This is a genomic window from Nonlabens tegetincola (genome assembly GCF_002117085.1).
Classification (GTDB): Bacteria; Bacteroidota; Bacteroidia; order Flavobacteriales; family Flavobacteriaceae; genus Nonlabens; species Nonlabens tegetincola.
The window spans coordinates 665434-690159 of record NZ_CP019342.1 but is presented as its reverse complement, the minus strand read 5'-3'; the positions used below and the strand labels follow the sequence as shown (position 1 = coordinate 690159).

The window sequence follows — 24726 nt, the reverse complement described above, 5'->3', positions numbered from 1 at the left end:
AAAATGAAAAACTTAGTGATAGCTTTTTGTGCTCTTTTTACCGTAGCGGTGAGTGCACAACAAACTCCGGCAAGCATAAAAAAATCCTTTACTATTATGAACGCAACTGCTCATATAGGTAATGGTGAAGTAATTGAAAATTCTGTTATTATCGTCGATAAAGGTGTAATAACAGCCGTAGCAGATGCACGTGTAGTACGTATAGATCCTGTAGGTGAGGTAATCGAGGCTAGCGGTATGCACGTCTATCCAGGAATTATAGCCATGAATAGTACCCTAGGACTTGTCGAAGTAGATGCAGTGAAAGCCAGTGTTGATCAACGTGAAATCGGTGTGTACAATCCACACATACGTAGTATAATAGCTTACAATGCAGAAAGTCGAGTAGTCGAATCAATGAGACCTAATGGAGTTTTAATAGCTCAAGTAGTGCCTCGTGGCGGAAGAATTTCTGGTCAATCCAGTGTAGTACAATTAGACGCGTGGAATTGGGAAGATGCAGTCATATCAATGGACGAAGGCATCCATATAAACTGGCCTAGTAGTTTTAGTAGATCAGGTAGCTGGTACAACCCTGGTCCTATTGAACCTAATAAAAAGTATGACGAAAACATCATTGAATTACAAGACTTTTTTAACGATGCTGTGGCACACAACATGACTCAAGACAATGAATCAAACTTAAAGTTTGAAGCCATGAGAGAAGAGTTAAATGGAAATGGAAGGTTCTATTTTCACGTGAACGGTGAAAAATCAATACGAGATGTAGTTACTTTTATAAAAAAGAACAACATTAAGAAACCAGTTTTAGTTGGAGCTCAAGGAGCGCAAAATGTGACAGATCTTCTTAAACAGAATAACATTCCTGTGCTTGCAGGTAGAGTTCACGATTTACCAGCACGTGAAGATTCAGACTATGATATGCCTTATAAATTCCCATATTTACTTGCAAAAGCTGGTGTAACCGTTGCACTTGAAAATTCTGGGGATATGGAACGTCATCAAACACGTAATTTTCCATTCTACGCTGGAACTGTTGCTGGTTATGGTATGGATAAGGAACAAGCCCTTAAAATGATCACACTTACTCCTGCTCAAATTTTAGGAATAGATAAAGAGTACGGTAGTCTGGAAGAAGGTAAAAGTGCAACGCTATTTATTTCAAAAGGCGATGCTCTAGACATGAGAGGAAATCAACTTACAAGAGCCTTTATTGATGGAAGAGATATCTCATTGAATTCTCATCAAACTGAATTATACGAGCGTTACATGAAAAAATTTGGTGAAAAACCACAACGTTCCAATCAGTAACTATTAATCTAACTCAAAACCCTTATTCTTAATTAAATTTAGGAATAAGGGTTTTTAATTTTTAACTATATGCGATACATAATAATAGCATTATTAGGACTTTATGCCACTGCGCAAGTACCTAGTGACAACCAACAAGATTTATATTCAATCATTGATGAAGTAAGTGAAAAACGTATTGAGAATGATGTTAAAAAATTAGCAGGTTTTGGAACTAGAAACACGTTTTCTGACACATTGAGTAATACACGTGGTATAGGTGCTGCAAGAAGATGGATAAAAGCCGAGTTTGATAAGATATCTGCAGAATGCGGTGGATGTCTAGAAGTATTTTATCAAAGAGATTATGTTACTAAAGAAATGGGTAGTCGCGTACCAAAAGACGCTTGGGTTGTAAACGTTGTTGCTATTCAAAGAGGTACATCACAGCCTAACAATTTTGTTATCATGAGCGGTGATATTGATTCAAGAGCAAGTGATACTATGGACTTCACAACCGACGCTCCAGGTGCTAATGATAATGCTAGCGGAATGGCAGGAACAATTGAGGCCGCACGAGTACTAAGCAAACGAAAGTTTGCAAACAGCATCGTTTATGTTGGCCTTAGCGGAGAAGAACAAGGATTATTTGGTGGTGCAGGGCTTGCACGATATGCCAAGGATAATGATTGGAATGTTTTAGGAATTCTTAATAATGACATGATAGGGAATATTAAAGGTGTAGATGGTGTCATAGATAATAGAAGTTTCAGGATTTTTAGTGAACCTACCAACGTCACCGATGATGAGACAACTAAACGTTTAAGAAGATTTTATGGAGGTGAAGTCGACGGACATTCTAGACAGCTTGCTAGGTATATTCATAATTCCGTTAAAAGTTATATGCCCGAAATGAATCCTATGATGATTTATAGACTGGATAGGTTTGGACGTGGTGGACACCATAGACCCTTTAATGACTTAGGTTTTCCAGGAATTAGGATTATGGAAGCTCATGAGAACTACACACAACAACATCAAGATATTAGAACTGAGAATGGAATTGAATATGGCGATGTTGTAAAGCATGTAAACTTTCCATATGCCAAAAAATTAACCGCAGTAAACGCTATCAACCTTGCGCAACTAGCTTGGGCTCCTGCTCCACCAAAGACCGTGAAAATTGGTGGAATGGTTGAAGCTAGTGCTAGGTTAGAATGGAGTAAAGTTCCTAATGCGGTTGGTTATAAAATTTATTGGAGAGACACCACAAGTCCTACATGGGACCACAGTCGATTTGTAGGAAACACCAACAACTATACTTTAGAAGGTATTGTTATTGATAATTATTATTTTGGTGTTGCAGCTGTTGCTGCCGATGGAACAGAAAGTATAGTTGTCTTTCCTAACGAAGTAAGTAGATAATTGTTAATCAAATGAGTAATGAACACACTCAATTAATCGTAAAAACAAGTATTTTAACAAAAATCCGTTAGATATCTACAAAAATCCTAGAGGAAAAATTATTTTAGAAGGCAAAATATTTTTTGATTTTGTAGGGAAATCATTTTTTTTGCATTAATATCCATGATGGGGAATGGATATGAAAAATGGAGCTCGTGCTCCATTTTTTTTGTAAGAACTTCCAAGTAAATAGACTTCTTAAATAAAATACTTCAGCTTAATTCTTGTGAAGTATTTTGTGCTAGGAATTTCTTTATGAAAAATATCTTCACCGAAAAAACATATCGCAAGTGGTTACGATTAAGTATTGTCGTAATATACCTCATAATCGTGGCTGGCGCAGTAGTTAGAATGACTGGATCTGGAATGGGATGTCCAGATTGGCCTAAATGCTTCGGATATTTAATACCACCTACAGAGCGAGCTCAACTAGATTTTCAACCGTTGACCTCATACGAAGAAGGGATGGTCATTATCGTTGATGAAAGCTTAAGGGTTGCAAAGAAAGATTTTACTTCATCATATTCTTACAATGCCGATAATTGGGAACCTTACACAAAACACGATTACAGTATATTTAATAAGTATCATACTTGGACAGAATATATCAATAGGCTAATAGGTGCATTAGGTGGACTAGTAGTATTGTTAGCAACTATTATTTCTTTTCAGTTTTTCAGAAAAAAGAAATACATCACCATTCTCACCGCCGTTGCCTTATTAGCTATGCTTGTACAAGCCGTTATCGGAAAAATAGTAGTGGACACCAACCTATCACCGCTACTCATCACCATACATATGATAGTGGCATTACTTATTGTAGGACTGCTTATATATTTATTGCACGAAGTGCAGTCAGTGGATAACAGATATGCTCATAAGGGTAAATGGCATCAATTCGCTTTGGTGCTTATCGTTCTCACATTAATTCAAGTAGCACTAGGAACACAAGTAAGGCAGTACATCGATCATCAAATAGATATTTTTGGTTATCCTGTAAAAAGTACCTGGCTAGAAAATAATGCACCGTTAGTATTTTTAATACACAGGAGTTATTCCATTCTATTGGTACTACTACATGGATATTTTATTTATAAAGCAGTACGTTTTTACAAACATCCTCGTAATTATTACTACTGGCTAGCTGTCCTTTTTATTTTAACTATTATTGGTGGAGTATTAATGAATTACGTTGACTTCCCATTTGGCTCACAGGCATCACATTTAGTGCTAGCATCTGTAATTTTAGGAGTGCAATTTTATCTTTGGATGCGTTTAAGAACCGTTCATTATCGTTCATAATTTATGACGTTAAAATCTTAAGGATACTTGTAAATAATTTTATCTTTGAAGCCCTTTAAAAGTTACACATGATTTATAAAATTAGAGTGATACTAGACAGCGCCGATGATGTTTTGAGAGATCTTGAAATACCAGCAACTAGTACACTAGAAGACTTTCACAATATCATTCACCAGTCATTTCAACTTCAAGGTGATGAGATGGCTAGCTTCTATGAAACCGACGATGAGTGGAATCAAGGGCAAGAATATTGTCTATTTGATATGAGCGGTGGTATGGAGCCTGTCAAGAAAATGGAAGACACCACTATAGATCAGGCATTGAGTAAACAAAAACCCAACCTTATCTATATCTACGATTTTTTGAGCATGTGGACCTTCATGATAACTCTTGTTGATATAGATCAGGCCGAGGATGGTGAACAATACCCTAGAGTACTTTTTGCAATGGGAGAATTACCAGATGAAGCACCAGATAGAAATTTTGAAGCTGACCCTAGATTTGATAACGATTTAGGCGATGATGACCTCAATGATGATGACGACTATTATGATGAGGAATCTTTTGATGACTATGAACTTTACTAGTATATGATTAATCTTTACAATACACGTATAGAGGACCTAGCGATTCATCGTATAGGTAACAAAAATAAAGGCGAACTACTTTATACTTCTTCAAAATCTACTCTTTTAGATGATGAGATGCACTCTTTATTAAAAGAATATTTCTTAAAGCCATTTCGTAGTAAAGAAGAAGCTTATTATAGCTTTTATCATGATACTGATCTCGATTTTCATGATATGTACGCTTTCGCGAAAGCGATATTCTCAACACCTGCAATCCTGCTAGATAAAAGTAAGGAAATTGCAAAGCACCTGTATGAGCAGTCGGTTCATCCACATATACGTAGCGGTGAGTTGTACGTGTGTTACTTTGACAATGTAATGGTAGACAATCAGAAAACTGATGCCATAGGTATTTTTAAAAGTGAACTTAAACAAGACTTTTTACAGTTTGAAGAAGGCGACATTGAACTGGAAATGATCCTACAACAAGGTGTTAATCTTAACAAATTGGATAAAGGAGCAATCATTTTTAATGTTGCAGAAGAAAACGGATACAAAATTTTAAGTGTAGACAGCAATCGATATGATGCAAAATATTGGCTAGAGAGCTTTCTAGGTGTGGACGTTTTTGAAGATGAAAACTTCTTTACTAAAAAGTACTTGAAGTTTTGTCAAGACTTTGCCAAAGAGGTCGTACTACCTGCCGAGGATAAAAAGGAAGAGGTGATGTTCTTGAATAGAGCTGTTAACCACTTTGCAAAAAATGATAATTTTGAAGAAACAGCCTTTTTAAATGATACCCTTGAAAATCCAGAATTAATACCTGAGTTTAAGAATTTTAAGGTAGAAAAAGGACCAAAGTATAGTATTGAAGATGTATCAGAGTTTCCTATATCAAATACCGCTGTTACACAAGCGCGTAAAGGAATCAAAAACGTGATTAATCTTGACACTCATGTGCAAATAAAAATGGATTTTACTAATCCTGATAGCGCTGAGAAATTCATAGAAAAAGGCTGGGACGAAGAAAGACAAATGTATTACTACCTAGTGTACTTTAATAGAGAGGAAAAGAAATAATCACATGAGAGCAAAGGCACCACTTTTAATTCTCTTAATTGCGGCACTTGCTTTTGCAATCCTAAATTTTACTAAAATCAACTATGCAGATCTAAGCTGGTCCACTAATCAAAATCCTATTTTAGGTATTGGATTATCTGTGGCGGTAATTTTGCTTACTTTAATAAGATTGAGAACCTCTACACGCTAGGTTTTGTAGTTTCTGACTACAAAGTCTAGCGCAGTATTCAACACACCACCCATTGTTCTTGATTTTTTAAACTTTATATCACCAGTAAAGTTGTGCAAATCAGCTTTTAATGATTTAAGCTTCGCCTTGGTCGTAATCTCATCCTGCTTCATGCATTTCATGAGTTGCCTAAAACGTGTTTGAGTATTTGTCAATCGTTTGGCAATTAGGGATCTTTCTTCTTTCCTATACTGTTCTACACTTTCTAATTTAAGATGCTTGCTCACATTATCCACCATAGGAAAATTCTCTTTGAAGAATTGAGGTCTATAAACTTTTAAATTTCCTTCATAGGACTGTTGATCAAAATCTATAGCTCTTATGGTAAAACTTACTCTATCAAAATCATGGGTAGGAATGACCACGTAATTGTAAGCACGCATGTCTCCTAACAATCTAATGGTACATCGTTCATTGAATTTCACAAACTCTTTAGCTATTTGAGTTTTTTCTAAACGATCACAACGTTCTAGATAATCCTTAATAAATTCATCACCTGGGATACCAGCAATATGCTCTTCAATCAAAGTGTCGTCGTGCACTAAAAAGCTTATACGGTGTGGTGATAATAAGTGTTCAATTTCTAGCCCGTATACCCTACTTGCATCGGCCTTTTTTACATAGAAATAAGTGAAACTGTCGTTTAATACATTACGTACTTTTATTCTAAAGGGTTTAGTATTACCAAAGGTGCAAAAGTCAATGGCATCTATGTTTAAATAGTCCAAAGTTTTGTCTTTCCCATCACTGTATAAAATATCATAAACTCTTTTAAGATAATTATCTATCATATCACGCTCATGATCTGGATAATAACATCGTACCCATAATGTATCTTCATCATCTTTATTATACACACTTATTGAACCTTGAAATCTGAGTAAATCGTCATAGGAAACTGGAATATTTGTATACCTATGATATTTTTTCACATACCCAAATAGTGCGTCGTCAATGGGATAAGTAGGCTTTTTACGTGATAATAATTTTTCTGTAGCTATATTTTCGCTCATTGTTTGTTACAAATCAATTTTTTTTCAGTCAGATAAAATAACCAAAATAACTTCTATATGAAAAACATTCTTGAAGTAAATCATCTTCATAAAAATTACGGAGCGCTTACAGCAGTAAATAAAGTCTCCTTTAAAATAGAGAAAGGTAACGTCTATGGTATACTAGGCCCAAATGGTAGCGGTAAAAGTACTACGTTGGGAATGGTCCTTAACGTTGTGAATCCAACAAGTGGCTCATACAAATGGTTTGACGGTAGCATGTCTACCCATGATGCATTAAAAAAAATAGGCGCTATTATAGAAAGACCTAATTTTTACCCATCAATGAATGCTGTGCAAAATTTAACGTTGGTTTGTAAAATTAAAGGTGTTGCTTATGATAGAATTGATGAAACACTTGATTTGGTAGGTTTGCTTTCGCGAAAGCATAGTCCCTTCAAAACCTATTCTTTAGGTATGAAACAAAGACTTGCAATTGCGAGTGCTTTATTGAATAATCCAGAAATTTTAATTCTAGACGAACCTACTAATGGTCTGGATCCTCAAGGAATAAGACAGATTAGAGACCTTATAAAACATATTGCAAAATCTGGCACTACTATTCTGCTCGCCTCTCATTTATTAGACGAGGTTGAAAAGGTTTGTTCTCACGTTATTGTATTACGACAAGGAAATATGCTGTATCAAGGCAGAGTTGATCAGATGGTGCAAAATCACGGTTCTATATTCTTAAGTTCTGAAAATATTGCTCAATTACGTAGTTTCCTAAATGAAAAATCGTTTGTCGCAGAATTGATTGAACAAGATAACTTACTAGAAGTAAAACTATCCAGTCCGGTAACGACAGCCCAAATCAATAAAGAGGCTTTTGAAAAGGGCATTGTTTTAACTGAACTTGCCTTTAAGAAACAAAGCCTAGAAGATCAATTCCTAGAATTAACCAAAAACTAACCAATAGAATATGTTACGATTACTCGATATAGAATTTCATAAATTCAAACACAGTAAAAGCAGTAAGGTTTTAACCATTATTTACCTAACGATTATTGTAGTCTTAATGCTTACCGGTATTATTCCCATTACTATAAATGGTGAAAAATATGCTCTTAGCGATTTAGGTCTTTTTAATTTTCCCCTAGTATGGCATTTAAGTACATATTTTGCTAGTTTTCTAAAAGTCTTTATTGCGATTGTGATAGTTTCACTTACTGCAAGTGAGTATAGCAATAGAACACTCAAACAAAATCTTATCGATGGATTAAGTAAAAAAGAATTGTTGTTATCCAAAGTGTACTTCACTATTGTACTAGCTATTACAGCCACAGTTATTGTCTTTTTGGCATCATTAATACTTGGATTAATTTACTCTGATTTTGATGAACCATCAATAATATTTTCTCAAATGGGTTATCTAGGTGGATTTTTTCTAGCTCACTTAGTCTTTTTCACCTTCTGCCTATTTGCAGGAATTTTGGTGAAACGTGGTGCATTTGCACTAGGGCTGGTATTTGTTTACTACATATTTGAAAGTATTATTAATGCAGTTGCAAAAGGACTGGATACCTACTATGATTGGAACATCTACGATGGTTACCTTGTTCACATACTTCCATTAAATGCCATGAGTAATTTAATCAAACAACCATTTACTAAAATTGACTTGGTCAAATCTACCACTAGTCAAATTCCTATAGAAGGTCTAGAATTTACTTACGATATTGAATGGTTAGACGTAATTTCAGTACTTATCTGGTCTGGACTGTTTGTTTATTGGAGTTTTGCCTTATTAAAGCGCAGGGATTTGTAAAATATTAACGTTTTGGATGTTATTTTAGCGGGATGAAATTGAAAAATATTTATTCCGCTTTTTTTATTGTGCTATTTTTATTTATAAACACCAGTGTTTATGCACAATTAGAAGCTTCAAATTGGTATTTTGGATTTAATGCAGGTTTACGATTTGATCCTGTTTCAAATACAGTTACTCCTTTGGTTAATGGCCAGCTCAGTACAAATGAAGGTTGTGCGAGTATAAGCGACGCACAAGGAAACCTTTTATTTTATACCGATGGAATTACTGTTTATGATAGAAATCACGGAATAATGCAAAATGGTAATGGACTTTTAGGAGATCCGTCAAGTACTCAAAGTGCGATTATCATACCCAAGCCTCAAGATTCTGACATTTACTATATATTCACAGTTGATACTCAAGTAGGTGGTGATGCTAATACTGGATTTCACTGGTATGAAGTGGACATGTCTTTAAACTCTGGATTAGGAGCTGTCACTACCAATTTAAATACTCCAAATAATCTTTTAGGTAGAACCTCCGAAAAACTCACCGCTATTAATCATGCCACCAATGATGAGATTTTTATTATCGTTTATGCAAATCAAAACGGTTCAAGTGGAAACTTTAATACTTTCTACACTTATAAAGTGACTCCAACTGGTGTTGATCCAGTTCCCGTAAGATCTACCTTTACAACATCAGTGACAGACCCTAGAGGTAATATAAAAGTATCTCCTGATGGACAATATTTGGTATCTTGTAATATGGTAGGTGGAACTTACATATATAATTTTGATCAGACCACTGGTGCCTTAAGTAATGAGAGACGATTCAATTTTGCTTCAAGCGATAACCTTGGTTATGGTGTTGAATTTTCTCCAGATAGTAGTTTACTGTATATCTCAACCTTAAATAATGCTTCAGGGAATAATCCTAGTGCTTATTCAACATCATTGTTTCAATACGACCTTAATGCACCTAATATTCCAGGATCAGAAATTTTACTAGACACAAGGCAAGGTTACCGTAACTCGATGCAATTAGGAATTGATGGGAAAATATATAGAACCACATCAGACACCTATGATATCGGTAGACCTTTTTTAAGCGTCATTAATAATCCTAATGTGAGAGGTACAGGTTGTAACTTTGTCGCTGACGCTATACCTCTTTCCGGGCGGTCCTCAACACAAGGACTACCTCCATTTATTCAAAGCTTTTTTGCCTTAATTGACGTTGAAAATACTTGTTTAGGAGACACAACAGAATTCACATTTGAAACTGATAATTTGCCTGATAGTGTCCTTTGGGATTTTGGAGATGGTAACACATCGTCACAAACCATAGGGACTAATGTTTATTCAACTCCTAGAGTATATCAGGTTACGCTTACACTAACCACTGGTGGCGCATCTAGAACATATAGAAAAACAATAGAGATTTTTGATTCACCTACTGCAAATAATGTTGTAGATCAAGATATTTGCGACCTAGACAACGATGGTAATGAAGCTTTAGACTTAGATACAGATGTTACTCCTATAATTTTAGGAACTCAAGATGCAACTACCTTTAATGTAAAGTATTTTACGAGTCAACAAAATGCGATTGACAATGTAAATGAATTATCAAGTCCATATACCGTTAATGCTCCTTCAGAAACTCTATATGTACGTATCTATAACCGTAATAATACCGAATGTTTTGACACGACCTCATTCGATGTTAATGTTTTTCAACAACCTGTAATTCAAGCTGTTCAAGACATAGAAGTTTGTGATGACGATTTTGACGGAATCCAACAATTTGATCTCACCTCTATTAACTCTTTAATACTCGGAAATCAAAGTAGTACCGATTTTGAAATTACTTTTCATACTTCACAAGGTGATGCAGACTTAGGATCAAACCCAATAAGCAGTCCATACACCAATAACACTCCGTTTTTAGAAACAGTTTATGTGAGGTTAGAAAATAGAAACAATACTACCTGTGCAGATACTTCCCAATCTTTCAATCTTATAGTGCAAGACAAACCAGAAGCTATTGATTTTGACGCATTTCAATGTGATGAAGATGGTATTCCTGATGGAAGAACTACCTTTAGTTTTGATAGTTTTAGCGATGCTATATCAAACAATGCAAATGATGTTACAGTTTCCTACCATAGTACTCAGTCCAATGCAGATTCAAATACAAATCCATTAGACACAACAAGTTACACAAACACTACTCCTGCTGAGATAGTTTACGCACGTGTAACCAATGATGTGACAGGATGTTATTCAACATCTCAAGTTACATTAAGGGTAAGTGCAAGCGATGCGCAAGACACCACTTTACAAGCATGTGATGACCTATCTAATGATGGAATAGCAGATTTTACACTATCCCTAGCCGATAGCGATGTTTTAACCAACGCTCCAGCTGATGTTACAGTGAATTATTACGAAACTAGAGATGATGCACTTACAGAGCAGAATCCGTTAACCAGTCCATTTACTAATACGACACCTTTTTCACAAACCATTTTTGCGAGAGCCGAATCTCCTGATGGGAACTGTTACGGAATTAGTGAAGTAGAACTTATAGTAAATGCTTTACCTAATATTGAACCACAGGAATTATTTGAATATTGTGGTAATGATCCACAACCGCTCTCAATAGATGCAGGGCTCATCTCTGGAAATCCTGATGATTTTACTTATTCATGGAGTAACGGTGAGACTACAAATGAAATACTAGTTTCGACTGGTGGAGATTATACGGTAACCGTTACTAATGCCGAAGGCTGCTCATCACAACGTATTGTTACTGTAGTTATAAGTGAACCAGCAACAATTGATAATTTAATTATCAATCATGCTGGTACTAATAGTTCAGGATCTATGGAGGTTGTAGCTAGCGGATTAGGTGATTACGAGTACAGTATTGATATTTTAACTCCTTATCAGGATAGTCCAATATTTACAGACATTGAACCAGGCTTTTATACCTTATATGTACGAGATAAAAACGGCTGTGGTGTAACTAGAAAAGATTTCAGTATTGTGGGATACCCTAGGTTTTTCACACCAAATGGTGATAGTTTTAATGATTACTGGCAATTAATAGGTGTTAATACTGTGTTTGAACCTAATTCCACAATTTTTATCTACGATCGATTTGGAAAATTGTTAAAACAAATCTCACCAGAAAGTGTAGGCTGGGATGGAACATTTAACGGTAATCCTCTACCGTCTAGTGACTATTGGTTCACTGCGACACTTATGGATGGTACGCAATTTTCTAGCCACTTCTCCTTGAAAAGGTAAAAAAGGCTATCTTTAAATGCTATGAAACAGCATTTATCCTTTCTACTTATTTGTTGTTGTTTCGCTTTCGCGAAAGCGCAATTACAATCTAACAATTGGTATTTTGGTATTAACGCTGGTATTAATTTCAGTAACAACACTGTTACCGCTCTCAATGATGGTCAACTAGTTACAGGAGAAGGTTGTGCAACAATATCTGACAATCAAGGAAACCTTCTATTCTATACTGATGGAAGTGTAATCTATGACCGTAATCACAATTTAATGCCTAATGGTACAGGACTCAAAGGTAATTCCAGCAGCACCAGTAGCGCGATAATTGTACCACAACCAGGAAGTTCAACTAGGTTTTATGTTTTTACGGTAGACACGGATGACATCTTATATCGCAATAATGAAGGATTCTTTTATTCGGTAGTAGATCTAAGTTTGAATAACGGTGACGGTGATGTTATCATCACTGAAAAAAATATAAATTTACTAGCACTTACCTCAGAGAAACTTACTGCAATTTCTAATTCAAGCGGAACAGGTTTTTGGATAATTACTCAATTCGAAGACAAATTCTTTAGTTATGAATTAACATCTAGCGGATTGACAACAACACCTGTAGTATCCATAGTATCACCGTTTATAGAGCTTGTAAATACAAATCTTACGAATATTGACGTTGCTGCAATGCGAGGCTATATTAAGGTAAACCCTAGAGGTGACAAATTAGTAGCTGCTCATTTTTCAAATAATACTTTATCAGATTTTTCAAATACCACTACCCTATTAGAAGCACGTAGTATCGCCTACACAAACGGCGGAGAATTATACCTGTATGATTTTGACAATACCACTGGTATAGTATCCAATCCACAACCGTTAATGACCAAAGCCGATGGTGGTTCCTTTTACGGTGTAGAGTTTTCAAGCAATGGTCAATTTTTATATGCCGAAGTCGATTTTATGAACCCATCAACTACTCAAACTTTTGAATTTGTTAATGGTCAAATACTACAATTTGATTTAACATCAAATAATATAGCAAATTCAAGGACAGTTGTTTATGAAGATAATTTAGTAACCTTTAGAGGAGCTTTACAGCTAGGTCCGGATAACAAAATTTATCACAGTCGGATTAATCAAAATGCGCTTAGTGTAATCAATGCTCCTAATTTTTCAGGTATCTCGGCCGATTATAGATTTAATGATTTTCAGTTATCGCAAAACTCGTTTGCGATATACGGATTACCGATATTTGTCCAAAGTTTTTTAATTTCAGGAGAAATAATAGCTGAGGATCATTGTTTTGGTGAAAATCATTTATTTACCGTTCAAACTTCAGCTCAAATTGATAGTATTACATGGGATTTTGGCGATCCTGCAAGTGGAACAAACAACTCATCTATCAATCTTAGCCCTACACACACTTTTTCTCAAGTAGGTACTTTTACAGTACGAGTAACCATTCAAACACCTACTCAAACAATTGATTTAGAAAAAGAAATACAAGTATATCCAAACGTAGTTACTAATAGCATTCCTAATCAAATCACTAAATGTGATGAAGGTTTTGATACAGCTTCATTTGATCTAAGCGAAATTGCTGATCTTATTTCGGATAGAAGCGATCAAATCGTTTCCTTTCATACCTCAAGGGAAGATGCGACAAATGGAAGTAACTCTATAAATAGTAATATGATTTATAGAAATGTTTCCAATCCCGAAAGTATTTTTATTAGAGTCGAAAACGACAACTGTTTTAACATTTCTCAACTCAATTTACAAGTAGAAAACTGTCCAATAGAGGTGTTTAACGTGGTAACGCCTAATAACGACGGATTAAATGATACGTTCATCGTTTCTGGGTTAAAAAATGTTTATGAAAATCATAAAATTTCTATTTTTACTAGATACGGTCAAAAAGTATGGGAAGGAGATAATAACTCTGCATCTTGGGATGGTACAAGTAATGTTGGACTTACCTCGACCACAGGTTTGCTACCTAGCGGCACATACTTTTACGTGATTGAATTAAACGAACCAAACACAAAGCCACAAGCCGGCTATGTATACTTAAGATAACTTGAAAAACAACATGAAAACAATTTACTCTTTATTACTCTTAATTTTTGTAAGTACAACCATGCTTGCCCAAGAAGAATCCTCCTGGTGGATCTTTGGAGATCAAGCTGGTGTAGAATTCACTCCAAACCCTCAAAATCGTTCACTAGATCCAGCAGTAGCTACATCTGGATATGATACGGATGAAGGTGTTGCATCGATTTCAGATGATTCAGGAAACCTTTTATTTTTCACAGACGGAATCACCGTATGGAATAGAAATGGTAACATTATGCCTAATGGTACAGGTTTAGATGGTAACTTTTCTAGTACCCAAAGTGCCATAATCGTAAAAGCTCCAGAATCACCTGGAGTTTATTTTATTTTTACGGTAGGTGCTGGTGGTAATGGCCCTTTATCATACTCTAGAGTTGAAATGTCTCTTAACGGTGGATTAGGAGATGTTGTTGCCGGTGTTAAAAACGTAGTACTTATCCAATCCTGTGCGGAGAAAGTAGCTGCTACTATTCAAACAGGTAGTAATAATGCCTATGTAATGACCTTTGCTGAAAGTAATGCAACTTCAACTGTAAATGGTACTGGTAACTTCAACGCACTATTTACCTGGGAAGTAAGAGGTATTCCAGGTCCTAATGTTTCATTTGTATTCCCAAATCCTGTTTTACAACAAGGAAATGGTAACCTTCCATACTATTCAGTCCCAACTGCATCTTCTAGTGCAGACAGAGGCCAACTTAGAGTAAGTCCTGATGGTACAAAGCTAGTAATCTGTAACCAGAATAGCTTTAATGGTTTTGAAGGTACTGTTTTGTACGACTTTAACCCAGGAAATGGTCAATTTGGTGGAAATGGCTTAGTTCTTCATAACGGTCCTGTTTATGGAGCAGAATTCTCTCCTTCTTCTCAGTACTTGTATCACGATGAAAGTAGCACCTACGGATTTAATGGAAATAAAAAGATCTTTCAATACGAGTTGTGTGATGCTAATAATATTCTAGCAACCAAAAGAGAGATAGCTGATGTTTCGGAAGGGAGATCTACCTTACAATTAGCTCGTGATGGAAATATTTATGTTGGTCGTTTTGATCAAACAGAATTAGGAATGATAGTAGGGCCTGAAACTCCTACCGCAACCTATAATGCAAACGGATTTGACATCAGCCCTGGTGTATCAAAACAAGGGTTACCTGTATTTGTTCAATCTAGTTTCTCCAGTTCTTTCACTCTTAACGATCAGTGTCAAGGTGATGCAACTGAATTTCTTTTAGCTTGTTTACCACAAGTAGCAGCAAGTACATGGGATTTCGGTGATGGCAATACAGCGAGTGTTACAGGACCTGTTGCTGTATACAATACTTATGCTTCTGCAGGAACTTATGTAGTGAGTGTAAACGTGACTAACGTTTCAGGAGATACAAGAAACTTTACTCAAGAAATTACCATTTATGAAAATGGAATCGTTGATCCTATTGATACCACACTACTTAACTATTGTGATGATGACGCATCAGGTAGTGAGATTGTTGACTTAAGTCAGTTCACAGCAGATGTTTTAGGTAGCCAAGATGCTACTACCTTTGATATCACTTACCACGCAAATCAAACCGATGCAGATGCAGGTGTAAATGAATTACCATTGAATTTTGATGCTCCTTTAGGAACTACAACAATTTGGGTAAGGATAGCAAACAATACTTCACCTATTGACGATGGATGTAGTGCTATTGATTCATTTGATTTAATGGTAAGTCCTACTCCAGCAATCAATCCGATACCAGATTTTGAAACTTGTGATGATAATTCACAAGATGGAATTGAAGATTTTGATCTTGCTTCATATTTACCTACCATACAATCAGCTGTAAGCACTTCATTCAATGTTACCATTACCTTACACCCTACTCAAATGGATGCAGATACTGGCATGAATGCTATCGACACATCTGTCGCTTACACTAATACAACTAGTCCTGAAACCATTTATGTAAGAGTTGAAAACGACGTTGATCAAGACTGTTACAGTACTGCTCAATTTAATTTGGTAGTTTTAAGCGAGCCTACAATCGGAACTCCTATGAATATAGAAGTGTGTGACGATGCTCCTTTAGACGGTAGTTCAGACTTTGATCTAACAGAACAAGATATTGAAGTAGATCCAAATGGTCTAGGTTCAGTAAGCTATCATGCTTCACAAGGAGATGCTGAAACTGGAGCTAATCCATTGTCCTCGCCATACACTGTAACTGGAACTCAAACAATTTATGTAAGATTGACTGACTCAAATGGTTGTTCAAATACTACACAGTTTGATATCTCAGTTCTAGATGCTCCAAATATTGGTCAACCTCAAGATCTTGCCAATATCTGTGATGAAAATAGCTCTTTAGATCAAAATACATTTGATTTATCAGTACAAGATGATGCTGTGCTTAATGGTAATGATCCAGCTAATCACATCGTTAACTACTATGAATCTCAAGCAGATGCTGAAGCCGATACAAATGCATTAGGAACAAATTACTCAACGCCATTCCAAGCCGGTGTTACTACAGGAACTCTTTATGCACGCTTAGAGAATATACAAACAGGTTGTTTCAATGTAGTTGCATTTACAATAATTTTCGAGAGATGTGAAATCATTTTTCCAGAAGGATTCTCACCAAATGATGATGGAGTAAACGACACATTCTCTATTCCAGGACTAGCAGAACAGTTCCCTAATTTTGTATTGAAAATTTTTAATCGTAATGGAAGTATGATTTATGAAACGTCAGCAAATAATTATGAAGAATTTGCAGGAATACCGAATAAAGGTTTACTTGCTGGCGATGGCCTAGTACCTGTAGGAGTATATTTCTATACCATTGAGTATAATGATCCTGATGAAGAAGATACAGCTAGCTGGGTTTATATCAATTACTAAGAAAGATTTTTAAGTAACCGACTCTTTAAAGCCTCTGATTATAAAAAATCAGAGGCTTTTTTATTTATTGAACTTTTATAAACTTATAGTCAGATATTTAACTCTAAAACTGAGCTAATCAACTCGAGTATAATTAAAATATAATTAGTAATTTTATGATTATTCAAACTACTATAACGATTGAAGTTTTTTGTTAATTTATTATGCGTGCATAGTAAAATGTTTTATCTTGCGGTCTATTAATGAGTATGAGACATAATAAAACAATAGATTATATTTTAAGAGCTACCTGGATGTCAGTGTCTAAAATGTACAACGAACAAGCCGCAGTAAAAGGCAGTACAATGGCTACAGGTTTTGCTTTAATAAGTATAGATCCCGAGAATGGAACTCCTAGTACAGCTTTAGGTCCAAAGATGGGAATGGAAGCGACATCATTATCTCGAACACTTAAAATGATGGAAAACAAAGGACTTATTGAAAGGAAAAAAAATCCAGAAGATGGTCGTAGTGTTTTAATTCATTTAACACCATTCGGTAGGGAAATGAGAGAATTTTCTAAATCCGTTGTAAAAACCTTTGACAACCACATACGTGAGGAAATTGAAGAAGATAAACTAGAAACATTTCTAGAAGTAGCTTACCGAATAAATGAAATAGTTAATTCAAAAAAGATATTTAAAAATCAACCCTTTTTAGTTAGAAAGTAATATGGGAAAAAGAAGAATCAAACATGTAACCGTAATCGGTTCTGGAATCATGGGTAGTGGAATTGCCTGTCACTTTGCCAATATTGGCTGTGAGGTATTATTATTAGATATTGTTCCACGAGAGCTTACAGATAAAGAAAAAGCTAAAGGTTTAACCCTTGAAGACAAAGCTGTACGTAATCGTATGGTAAATGATAATCTTGCTGCTGCAATAAAAAGTAAGCCAGCTCCTCTGTATAATAAAGCTTTTGCAAATCGTATTTCGACAGGAAACCTAGAAGATGATTTGAAAAAAATCTCAAATACAGATTGGGTAATAGAAGTTGTTGTTGAGCGATTGGATATTAAAAAATCTGTTTTTGAACAAATTGAAAAGTACCGTAAACCTGGTACCTTAATAACCTCAAATACTTCTGGAATTCCAATTGGATTTATGAATGAAGGTCGTAGTGAGGATTTTCAAAAGCATTTTGCAGTAACCCACTTCTTTAATCCTCCTAGATATTTAAAATTATTTGAAGTAGTTCCAGGACCTAACTGTGATCCATCAGTTACGGATTTTCTCATGGAGTATGGTGAAAAATACTTAGGGAAAACTTCAGTATTAGCTAAAGATACACCAGCATTTATCGGAAATAGAATCGGAATTTTTTCCATACAAAGTCTATTTCATACAGTAAAAGAAATGGGCCTGACAGTTACAGAAGTAGACAAACTTACCGGTCCTGTTATTGGACGTGCTAAGTCTGCTACTTTTAGAACAGTAGATGTTGTTGGATTGGATACGTTGGTACACGTAGCAAACGGAGTCTATGAAAACTGTCCGCAAGACGAGCACCGTGACACGTTTAAATTACCAGATTTCATCAGCACTATGATGGAAAACAAATGGTTAGGTTCAAAAACAGGCCAAGGCTTCTATAAGAAAAGTGTTTCAAACGAGGGTAAAAAGGAAATTTTAGCTCTAGATCTTGATACACTAGAATATGTTAAACAGCCTAGAGCAAAATTTGCAACACTAGAGTTAACTAAGACTATTGATAATGTTGCAGATCGTTTTCCTGTTCTGATAAATGGAAAAGATAAAGCAGGAGAGTTTTATAGAAAATCATTTGCATCACTATTCGCTTACGTACAACATAGGATTCCTGAAATCTCAGACGAGTTATACCGTATTGACGATGCGATGAGTGCTGGATTCGGATGGGAACATGGTCCATACCAAGTTTGGGACGCTGTAGGCGTTGCAAAAGGTGTAGAACTTATGAAAGCCATAGGTAAGGAACCAGCTGCTTGGGTGACAGAAATGCTAGAAAAAGGTTATGACTCTTTTTACACTGTACGCGATGGAGCAACTTATTACTACTCTATTCCTGACAAGGATTACGTTAAGAAACCAGGACAAGATGGTTTTATTATCCTAGACAACCTTAGAGCACAAGCGCCAGTATTTAAAAACAGTGGTGTTACTGTTCATGATATAGGTGATGGTATTTTGAATGTAGAGTTCACTTCAAAAATGAATTCGATTGGTGGCGATGTATTAGCTGGACTTAATAAAGCTATAGATATTGCCGAAGACCGCTTTGATGGACTTGTAGTTGCAAATAATGGAGCAAATTTCTCCGTTGGAGCAAACATCGGTATGATTTTCATGATGGCTGTAGAGCAAGAATACGATGAGCTTAATATGGCTATTAAGCAATTCCAAAATACCGTAATGAGATTACGTTACAGCAGTATTCCAACAGTTGTTGCACCTCACCAAATGACATTAGGTGGTGGTTGTGAAATTACGATGCACAGTGATATGGCAGTAGCCAGTGCCGAAACCTACATAGGTCTAGTAGAATTTGGAGTAGGAGTTATTCCAGGTGGTGGTGGATCAAAGGAAATGGCGCTACGTGCAAGTGACACCTTCGAAAAGAACGATGTAGAACTTAACCGTTTACAAGAATATTTCTTAACTGTAGGTATGGCCAAGGTTGCAACTAGTGCCTACGAAGCCTACGACCTGGGTATTTTAAGAAGAGGAATTGATCAAGTTGTTGTTAATGACAATCGTCGTATCGCTTTCGCGAAAGCGCAGGCACGCCTAATGGCAGATAAAGGATACACACAACCTGCACCACGTAAAGACATTAAGGTACTTGGTAAACAAGCATTAGGAATGTTCTTAGTAGGTACAGACAGTATGGAAGCTGGAAAATACATAAGCGAGCATGATAAGAAAATCGCTAATAAATTAGCTTACGTAATGGCTGGTGGTGATTTAAGTGCTCCTACTCTAGTATCAGAGCAATATTTATTAGATCTTGAAAGAGAGGCCTTTTTAAGTTTAACTGGTGAACGTAAAACTCTGGAACGTTTACAGCACATGTTGCAAAAAGGTAAACCGTTAAGAAACTAATTCAATAAACCAGTTTCACAGCAAATTAAAAAATAACAAATGATAGGATTTCAATTAGATAACTTGTTCTCATACATAAATCTATAATCCTGTTATAATATTAAAGAAATGAACAAGACTGCATATATAGTTGCTGCTAAAAGAACAGCAGTGGGAAAAGCTCCTAAAGGAGTATTCAGATTTAAAAGACCAGATGAACTGGCAGCAGAAACAATTGAAGCTATGCTTAAAGATGTTCCTGCCTTGGATAAAACAAGAATTGATGATGTTATCATAGGTAACGCTATGCCCGAGGCTGAACAAGGACTTAATATGGCGCGTTTAATTTCATTAATGGGATTAAAAATTGATGATGTTCCTGGTGTAACTGTAAATAGATATTGTGCTAGTGGTGTAGAAACTATTGCCATGGCAACCGCAAAAATCCAATCGGGAATGGCAGATTGTATTATTGCCGGTGGTGCAGAGTCGATGTCCTATATTCCAATGGGTGGTTATAAACCTACTCCAGATTACCGAGTAGCAAAAGCCGGTAATGAAGACTATTACTGGGGAATGGGGTTAACTGCAGAGGCTGTTGCAAACGAATTCAAAGTTTCTAGAGAAGACCAAGATGAGTTTGCATTTAATTCTCATCAAAAAGCTTTGAAAGCACTTGCTGAAGATAGATTTCAAGACCAAATCGTTCCTATAGAAGTAGAGGAAACTTTTATTAACGCTGCTGGTAAAAAGGAAACACGCTCCTACACTGTAAACAAGGATGAAGGACCACGTGCTGATACCAAACTGGAGGTTCTAGGAAAATTAAGACCTGTATTTGCTGCTGGTGGTTCGGTAACTGCTGGTAACTCATCACAAATGAGTGATGGAGCAGCTATGGTTCTAGTGATGAGTGAAGAAATGGTAAAAGAATTAAATCTTGAACCTATCGCACGTATGGTAAACTTTGCAGCTGCAGGTGTCCCTCCTAGAATTATGGGTATTGGTCCAGTAAAAGCTATTCCAAAGGCACTTAAACAAGCAGGAATTACTTTAAATGATGTAAGTATGATTGAATTAAATGAAGCATTTGCTTCTCAATCACTTGCAGTAATTAGAGAATTGGGCCTTAACCAAGATATAGTGAACCCAAATGGAGGAGCTATTGCACTAGGACATCCACTAGGATGTACAGGAGCAAAATTAAGTGTACAATTATTTGATGAAATGCGACGTCAAAATTTAGAGAATAAATATGGTCTTGTAACTATGTGTGTAGGGACAGGTCAAGGAGCTTGTGGTGTTTACGAATTCCTTAAATAAAACAATCATTAAAAAAAGTTAGAAGACTGATCTGCCAGGCACAGATTAATATGCTGGGACTAGGTAATCAATTTCAAAATAGATTTGAGTACCATTCTTTCTTCTAAGTATCGTAATAAAAAGTAAAAAATGGCAACAGAAACAACAAATGAAAGCGGTATAATCCGTGGTGGTCAATTTATCGTGAAAGAAACAAATCCACAGGACGTATTTACTCCTGAAGATTTTTCTGAAGAACAAATCATGATGAAAGAGTCGGTAACAGAATTTGTAGACAAAGAAGTTGTACCGCATAAAGAAAGATTTGAAAAGAAAGATTACGCTCTTACTGAAGAAGTAATGCGTAAAGCAGGTGAAATGGGGTTCTTAGGTGTAGCTGTACCTGAAGAATATGATGGCCTAGGAATGGGATTCGTCTCAACCATGTTAGTATGTGATTACATATCAGGAGCAACTGGTTCTATTGCTACAGCTTTTGGTGCTCATACAGGAATAGGTACTATGCCTATCACACTTTATGGAACTGAAGAGCAGAAGAAAAAATATGTTCCAAAACTTGCTACAGGTGAGTGGTTTGGAGCTTACTGTTTGACAGAGCCTGGTGCTGGATCAGATGCAAATTCTGGTAAGACTAAAGCTGAACTTACTGAGGACGGTAAACACTACAAAATCAACGGTCAGAAAATGTGGATTTCAAATGCAGGTTTTTGTAACGTATTTGTAGTATTTGCCCGTTTAGAAGATGATAAAAATATCACAGGTTTCATTGTAGAAAATGACCCGTCAAATGGTATTACATTAGGTGAGGAAGAACACAAGTTAGGAATTCACTCCTCTTCTACCCGTCAAGTATTTTTTAATGATTGCCTAGTTCCTGTTGAAAATATGCTGGCTGGACGTGGTGAAGGATTTAAAATTGCTATGAACGCTCTTAACGTAGGTCGTATCAAACTTGCTGCAGCTTGTTTAGATGCGCAGCGACGTGTAATTTCTTTAGCTACTCAATATGCAAATGAACGTGAGCAGTTTAAAACTCCAATCGCAAAATTTGGTGCTATTCGTAAGAAATTAGCCGACATGGCTACAAGTGCTTACGTAGGCGAAAGTGCTTCATATCGTGCAGCAAAAGACATCGAAAATCGTATCCATATTAGACAAGAACAAGGAGATGAATTTGCAACTGCAGAACTGAAAGGAGTTGAAGAGTTTGCCATTGAATGTTCTATTCTTAAGGTAGCTGTATCTGAAGATATTCAAAACTGTAGTGATGAAGGTATTCAAATATACGGTGGTATGGGATTCAGTGCCGATGCTCCTATGGAAGCAGCGTGGCGTGATGCTCGTATCTCAAGAATATATGAAGGTACAAATGAAATAAATAGAATGCTTGCCGTTGGTATGCTTGTTAAGAAGGCGATGAAAGGTCATGTAAATTTACTGGAACCAGCAATGGCTGTGGCAAATGAACTTACCTCTATTCCTTCTTTTGATGTACCAGATTTTTCTGAGCCATTAAGTGAAGAAATGGATATGATTAAGAAACTTAAAAAAGTATTCTTAATGGTAGCTGGTAGTGCAGTTCAAAAATTTGGAACTGAACTTGAACAACATCAACAGTTACTTATTGCTGCATCAGACATTCTTATTGAGATTTATATGGCTGAAAGTGCTATCCTTAGAACTCAGAAAAATATCGCTAGATCAAGTGAAGAAGCGCAAAAAGAGCAAATTGCTATGTCTCAGCTATACTTATACCATGCCGTGAAAATCATCCAAAACAGAGCTGAAGAAGGTATCGCAAGCTTTGCAGAAGGTGACGAACAACGCATGATGCTTATGGGACTTAAGCGATTTACTAAATATACAAATCTGCCTAATATCGTAGCGTTAAGAAATACGATCGCAGATAAGGTAACTGATAGTAATGCTTATCCTTTCTAATTAGAAAGTTAATTTTAAATGTTGGAAACCGCTATTCTTTATTTAGAAATAGCGGTTTTTTTATCGATGAAATTTTCATTTCAACTAATTCAATATTTGTTGATTAGTCAAAAAGTTAAGTAAACTTAAGCGAGATTAGGTTTGGTTAAAGATTATATAATAATTCTAACATAAATAAAAGGTTAACTATTGATGCTCAGTTTGAAATAAGATAATTAAACTAAATTCAATGTTATGCTAGGCCGTCATTTTAATGACGGCTTTTTTTACAATTATTTCATTAAGTGATAGCCTTTAAATAAAGAACACATAAAATTTTTATAACCTAGTAATCAACCCTTTCAATTAGTTTTATAAACATCATTATCAAAGGGTTATATGAAACGAAAAGTGGATCTTGTAGTAATAAGCGATGTGCATTTGGGGACCTATGGTTGTCAATCAAAAGAAATCTATAGCTATTTAAAAAGTATAAAACCAGACACTTTAGTTCTTAACGGCGATATTATTGATATGTGGCAGTTCTCAAAACGCTACTGGCCCAAAAGTCACATGAAAGTAGTAAAACAACTATTTCAACTAGCATCCAAAGGAACTCAAATTTATTATATCACTGGTAATCACGATGAAATGCTCAGAAAATTCAACGGCCTTGAACTGGGTAATATTAAAATTGTAAATAAGCTAAAATGGAATTGTAACGGAAAAACTGCCCTGTTTTTTCACGGTGATATTTTTGATGTTTCCATTCAAAATAGTAAATGGTTGGCAAAAATAGGAGCGATGAGCTATGATAGCTTGATTTTAGTAAATACCGCTATTAACTATTTGTCTAGAAAACTAGGTAAAGGTAAAGTTTCACTTTCTCGTAAAATAAAAACTAGTGTAAAAGGTGCAGTAAAATTTATCAGCAACTTTGAGCAAACTGCCATAGAAATGGCTCGTCAACAAGGTTATGACTATGTAATTTGCGGTCACATTCACCAACCTACCGACAAAACGATAGATTTTAAAAATGGCTCGTCAATACGATATTTAAATAGTGGTGACTGGGTTGAACATTGCACAGCCCTGGAATATCATGATGACAAGTGGAAACTTCATAAACATGATTTGAATAATAATAATCTTGTAAATGCTATAGAGAGTGAACTATTCGATGATTCAATGAGCTTAGTAGACATGAATCAAAAACAACTTTATCAATATATTCTTCAGGAATTCCTTAAATAAATCCTACTTACTTTTATTTAATGATTTTTCGCTTTCGCGAAAGCGAAAACACCATCTCATCTTCAAATAATTAATTAT

16 protein-coding genes are annotated in these 24726 nt (G+C 35.7%); 15 read left to right on the top strand and 1 reads right to left on the bottom strand.

The window, feature by feature from the left end; genetic code table 11:
* Positions 1-3: 3 nt before the first annotated feature.
* From BST91_RS03420 to BST91_RS03400, 5 genes are all read left to right on the top strand, one after another.
* On the top strand, positions 4-1311 hold the full coding sequence (locus tag BST91_RS03420; RefSeq protein ID WP_244895685.1) for an amidohydrolase family protein: 1308 nt from the start codon (positions 4-6) through the stop codon (positions 1309-1311).
* A 69-nt stretch (positions 1312-1380) separates the two neighbouring features.
* Positions 1381-2715 carry a M28 family metallopeptidase gene (locus BST91_RS03415; protein ID WP_085774457.1) on the top strand — a complete coding sequence of 445 codons (1335 nt, stop codon included), beginning with the start codon at positions 1381-1383 and terminating at the stop codon, positions 2713-2715.
* 294 nt (positions 2716-3009) lie between these two features.
* Complete coding sequence (locus tag BST91_RS03410) at positions 3010-4056, top strand: COX15/CtaA family protein (RefSeq protein ID WP_085774456.1); 1047 nt, start codon at positions 3010-3012, stop codon at positions 4054-4056.
* Positions 4057-4124: 68 nt separating this feature from the next.
* On the top strand, positions 4125-4643 hold the full coding sequence (locus BST91_RS03405) for an IS1096 element passenger TnpR family protein (protein ID WP_085774455.1): 519 nt from the start codon (positions 4125-4127) through the stop codon (positions 4641-4643).
* A gap of 3 nt (positions 4644-4646) precedes the next feature.
* Positions 4647-5705 carry a nucleoid-associated protein gene (locus BST91_RS03400; RefSeq protein WP_042278402.1) on the top strand — a complete coding sequence of 353 codons (1059 nt, stop codon included), beginning with the start codon at positions 4647-4649 and terminating at the stop codon, positions 5703-5705.
* 186 nt (positions 5706-5891) lie between these two features.
* Here BST91_RS03400 and BST91_RS03390 read toward each other — a convergent pair whose 3' ends face one another.
* Positions 5892-6947 (bottom strand): hypothetical protein, encoded by a 1056-nt coding sequence (locus BST91_RS03390; RefSeq protein ID WP_042278399.1) that lies wholly within the window; start codon positions 6945-6947, stop codon positions 5892-5894.
* A 57-nt stretch (positions 6948-7004) separates the two neighbouring features.
* Between BST91_RS03390 and BST91_RS03385 the strand changes: the two genes are divergently transcribed.
* The 10 genes from BST91_RS03385 (at position 7005) to BST91_RS03340 (ending at position 24648) form a co-directional block, all read left to right on the top strand.
* Complete coding sequence (locus tag BST91_RS03385; protein ID WP_060522814.1) at positions 7005-7898, top strand: ABC transporter ATP-binding protein; 894 nt, start codon at positions 7005-7007, stop codon at positions 7896-7898.
* Positions 7899-7908: 10 nt separating this feature from the next.
* Positions 7909-8754 carry an ABC transporter permease gene (locus BST91_RS03380; protein ID WP_085774453.1) on the top strand — a complete coding sequence of 282 codons (846 nt, stop codon included), beginning with the start codon at positions 7909-7911 and terminating at the stop codon, positions 8752-8754.
* Positions 8755-8786: 32 nt separating this feature from the next.
* Positions 8787-12056 carry a T9SS type B sorting domain-containing protein gene (locus BST91_RS03375; protein ID WP_085774452.1) on the top strand — a complete coding sequence of 1090 codons (3270 nt, stop codon included), beginning with the start codon at positions 8787-8789 and terminating at the stop codon, positions 12054-12056.
* 21 nt (positions 12057-12077) lie between these two features.
* Positions 12078-14129, top strand: coding sequence for a T9SS type B sorting domain-containing protein (locus tag BST91_RS03370; RefSeq protein ID WP_085774451.1), 2052 nt, complete (start codon positions 12078-12080; stop codon positions 14127-14129).
* Positions 14130-14142: 13 nt separating this feature from the next.
* Positions 14143-17052, top strand: coding sequence for a gliding motility-associated C-terminal domain-containing protein (locus BST91_RS03365; protein WP_085774450.1), 2910 nt, complete (start codon positions 14143-14145; stop codon positions 17050-17052).
* Between the two features lie 242 nt (positions 17053-17294).
* A complete protein-coding gene (locus tag BST91_RS03360) occupies positions 17295-17762 on the top strand; it encodes a MarR family winged helix-turn-helix transcriptional regulator (protein WP_082586886.1) in 468 nt (155 codons plus the stop codon).
* A 1-nt stretch (position 17763) separates the two neighbouring features.
* Positions 17764-20172, top strand: a complete 2409-nt coding sequence (locus tag BST91_RS03355; protein ID WP_085774449.1) for a 3-hydroxyacyl-CoA dehydrogenase/enoyl-CoA hydratase family protein — start codon at positions 17764-17766, stop codon at positions 20170-20172.
* A gap of 108 nt (positions 20173-20280) precedes the next feature.
* Positions 20281-21474 (top strand): acetyl-CoA C-acyltransferase, encoded by a 1194-nt coding sequence (locus tag BST91_RS03350; RefSeq protein ID WP_085774448.1) that lies wholly within the window; start codon positions 20281-20283, stop codon positions 21472-21474.
* Between the two features lie 129 nt (positions 21475-21603).
* Entirely contained in the window at positions 21604-23415 is a 1812-nt protein-coding gene (locus tag BST91_RS03345) for an acyl-CoA dehydrogenase family protein (RefSeq protein ID WP_085774447.1), read from the top strand.
* A 378-nt stretch (positions 23416-23793) separates the two neighbouring features.
* Positions 23794-24648 (top strand): UDP-2,3-diacylglucosamine diphosphatase, encoded by an 855-nt coding sequence (locus BST91_RS03340; RefSeq protein WP_085774446.1) that lies wholly within the window; start codon positions 23794-23796, stop codon positions 24646-24648.
* The last annotated feature ends 78 nt before the right edge of the window (positions 24649-24726 follow it).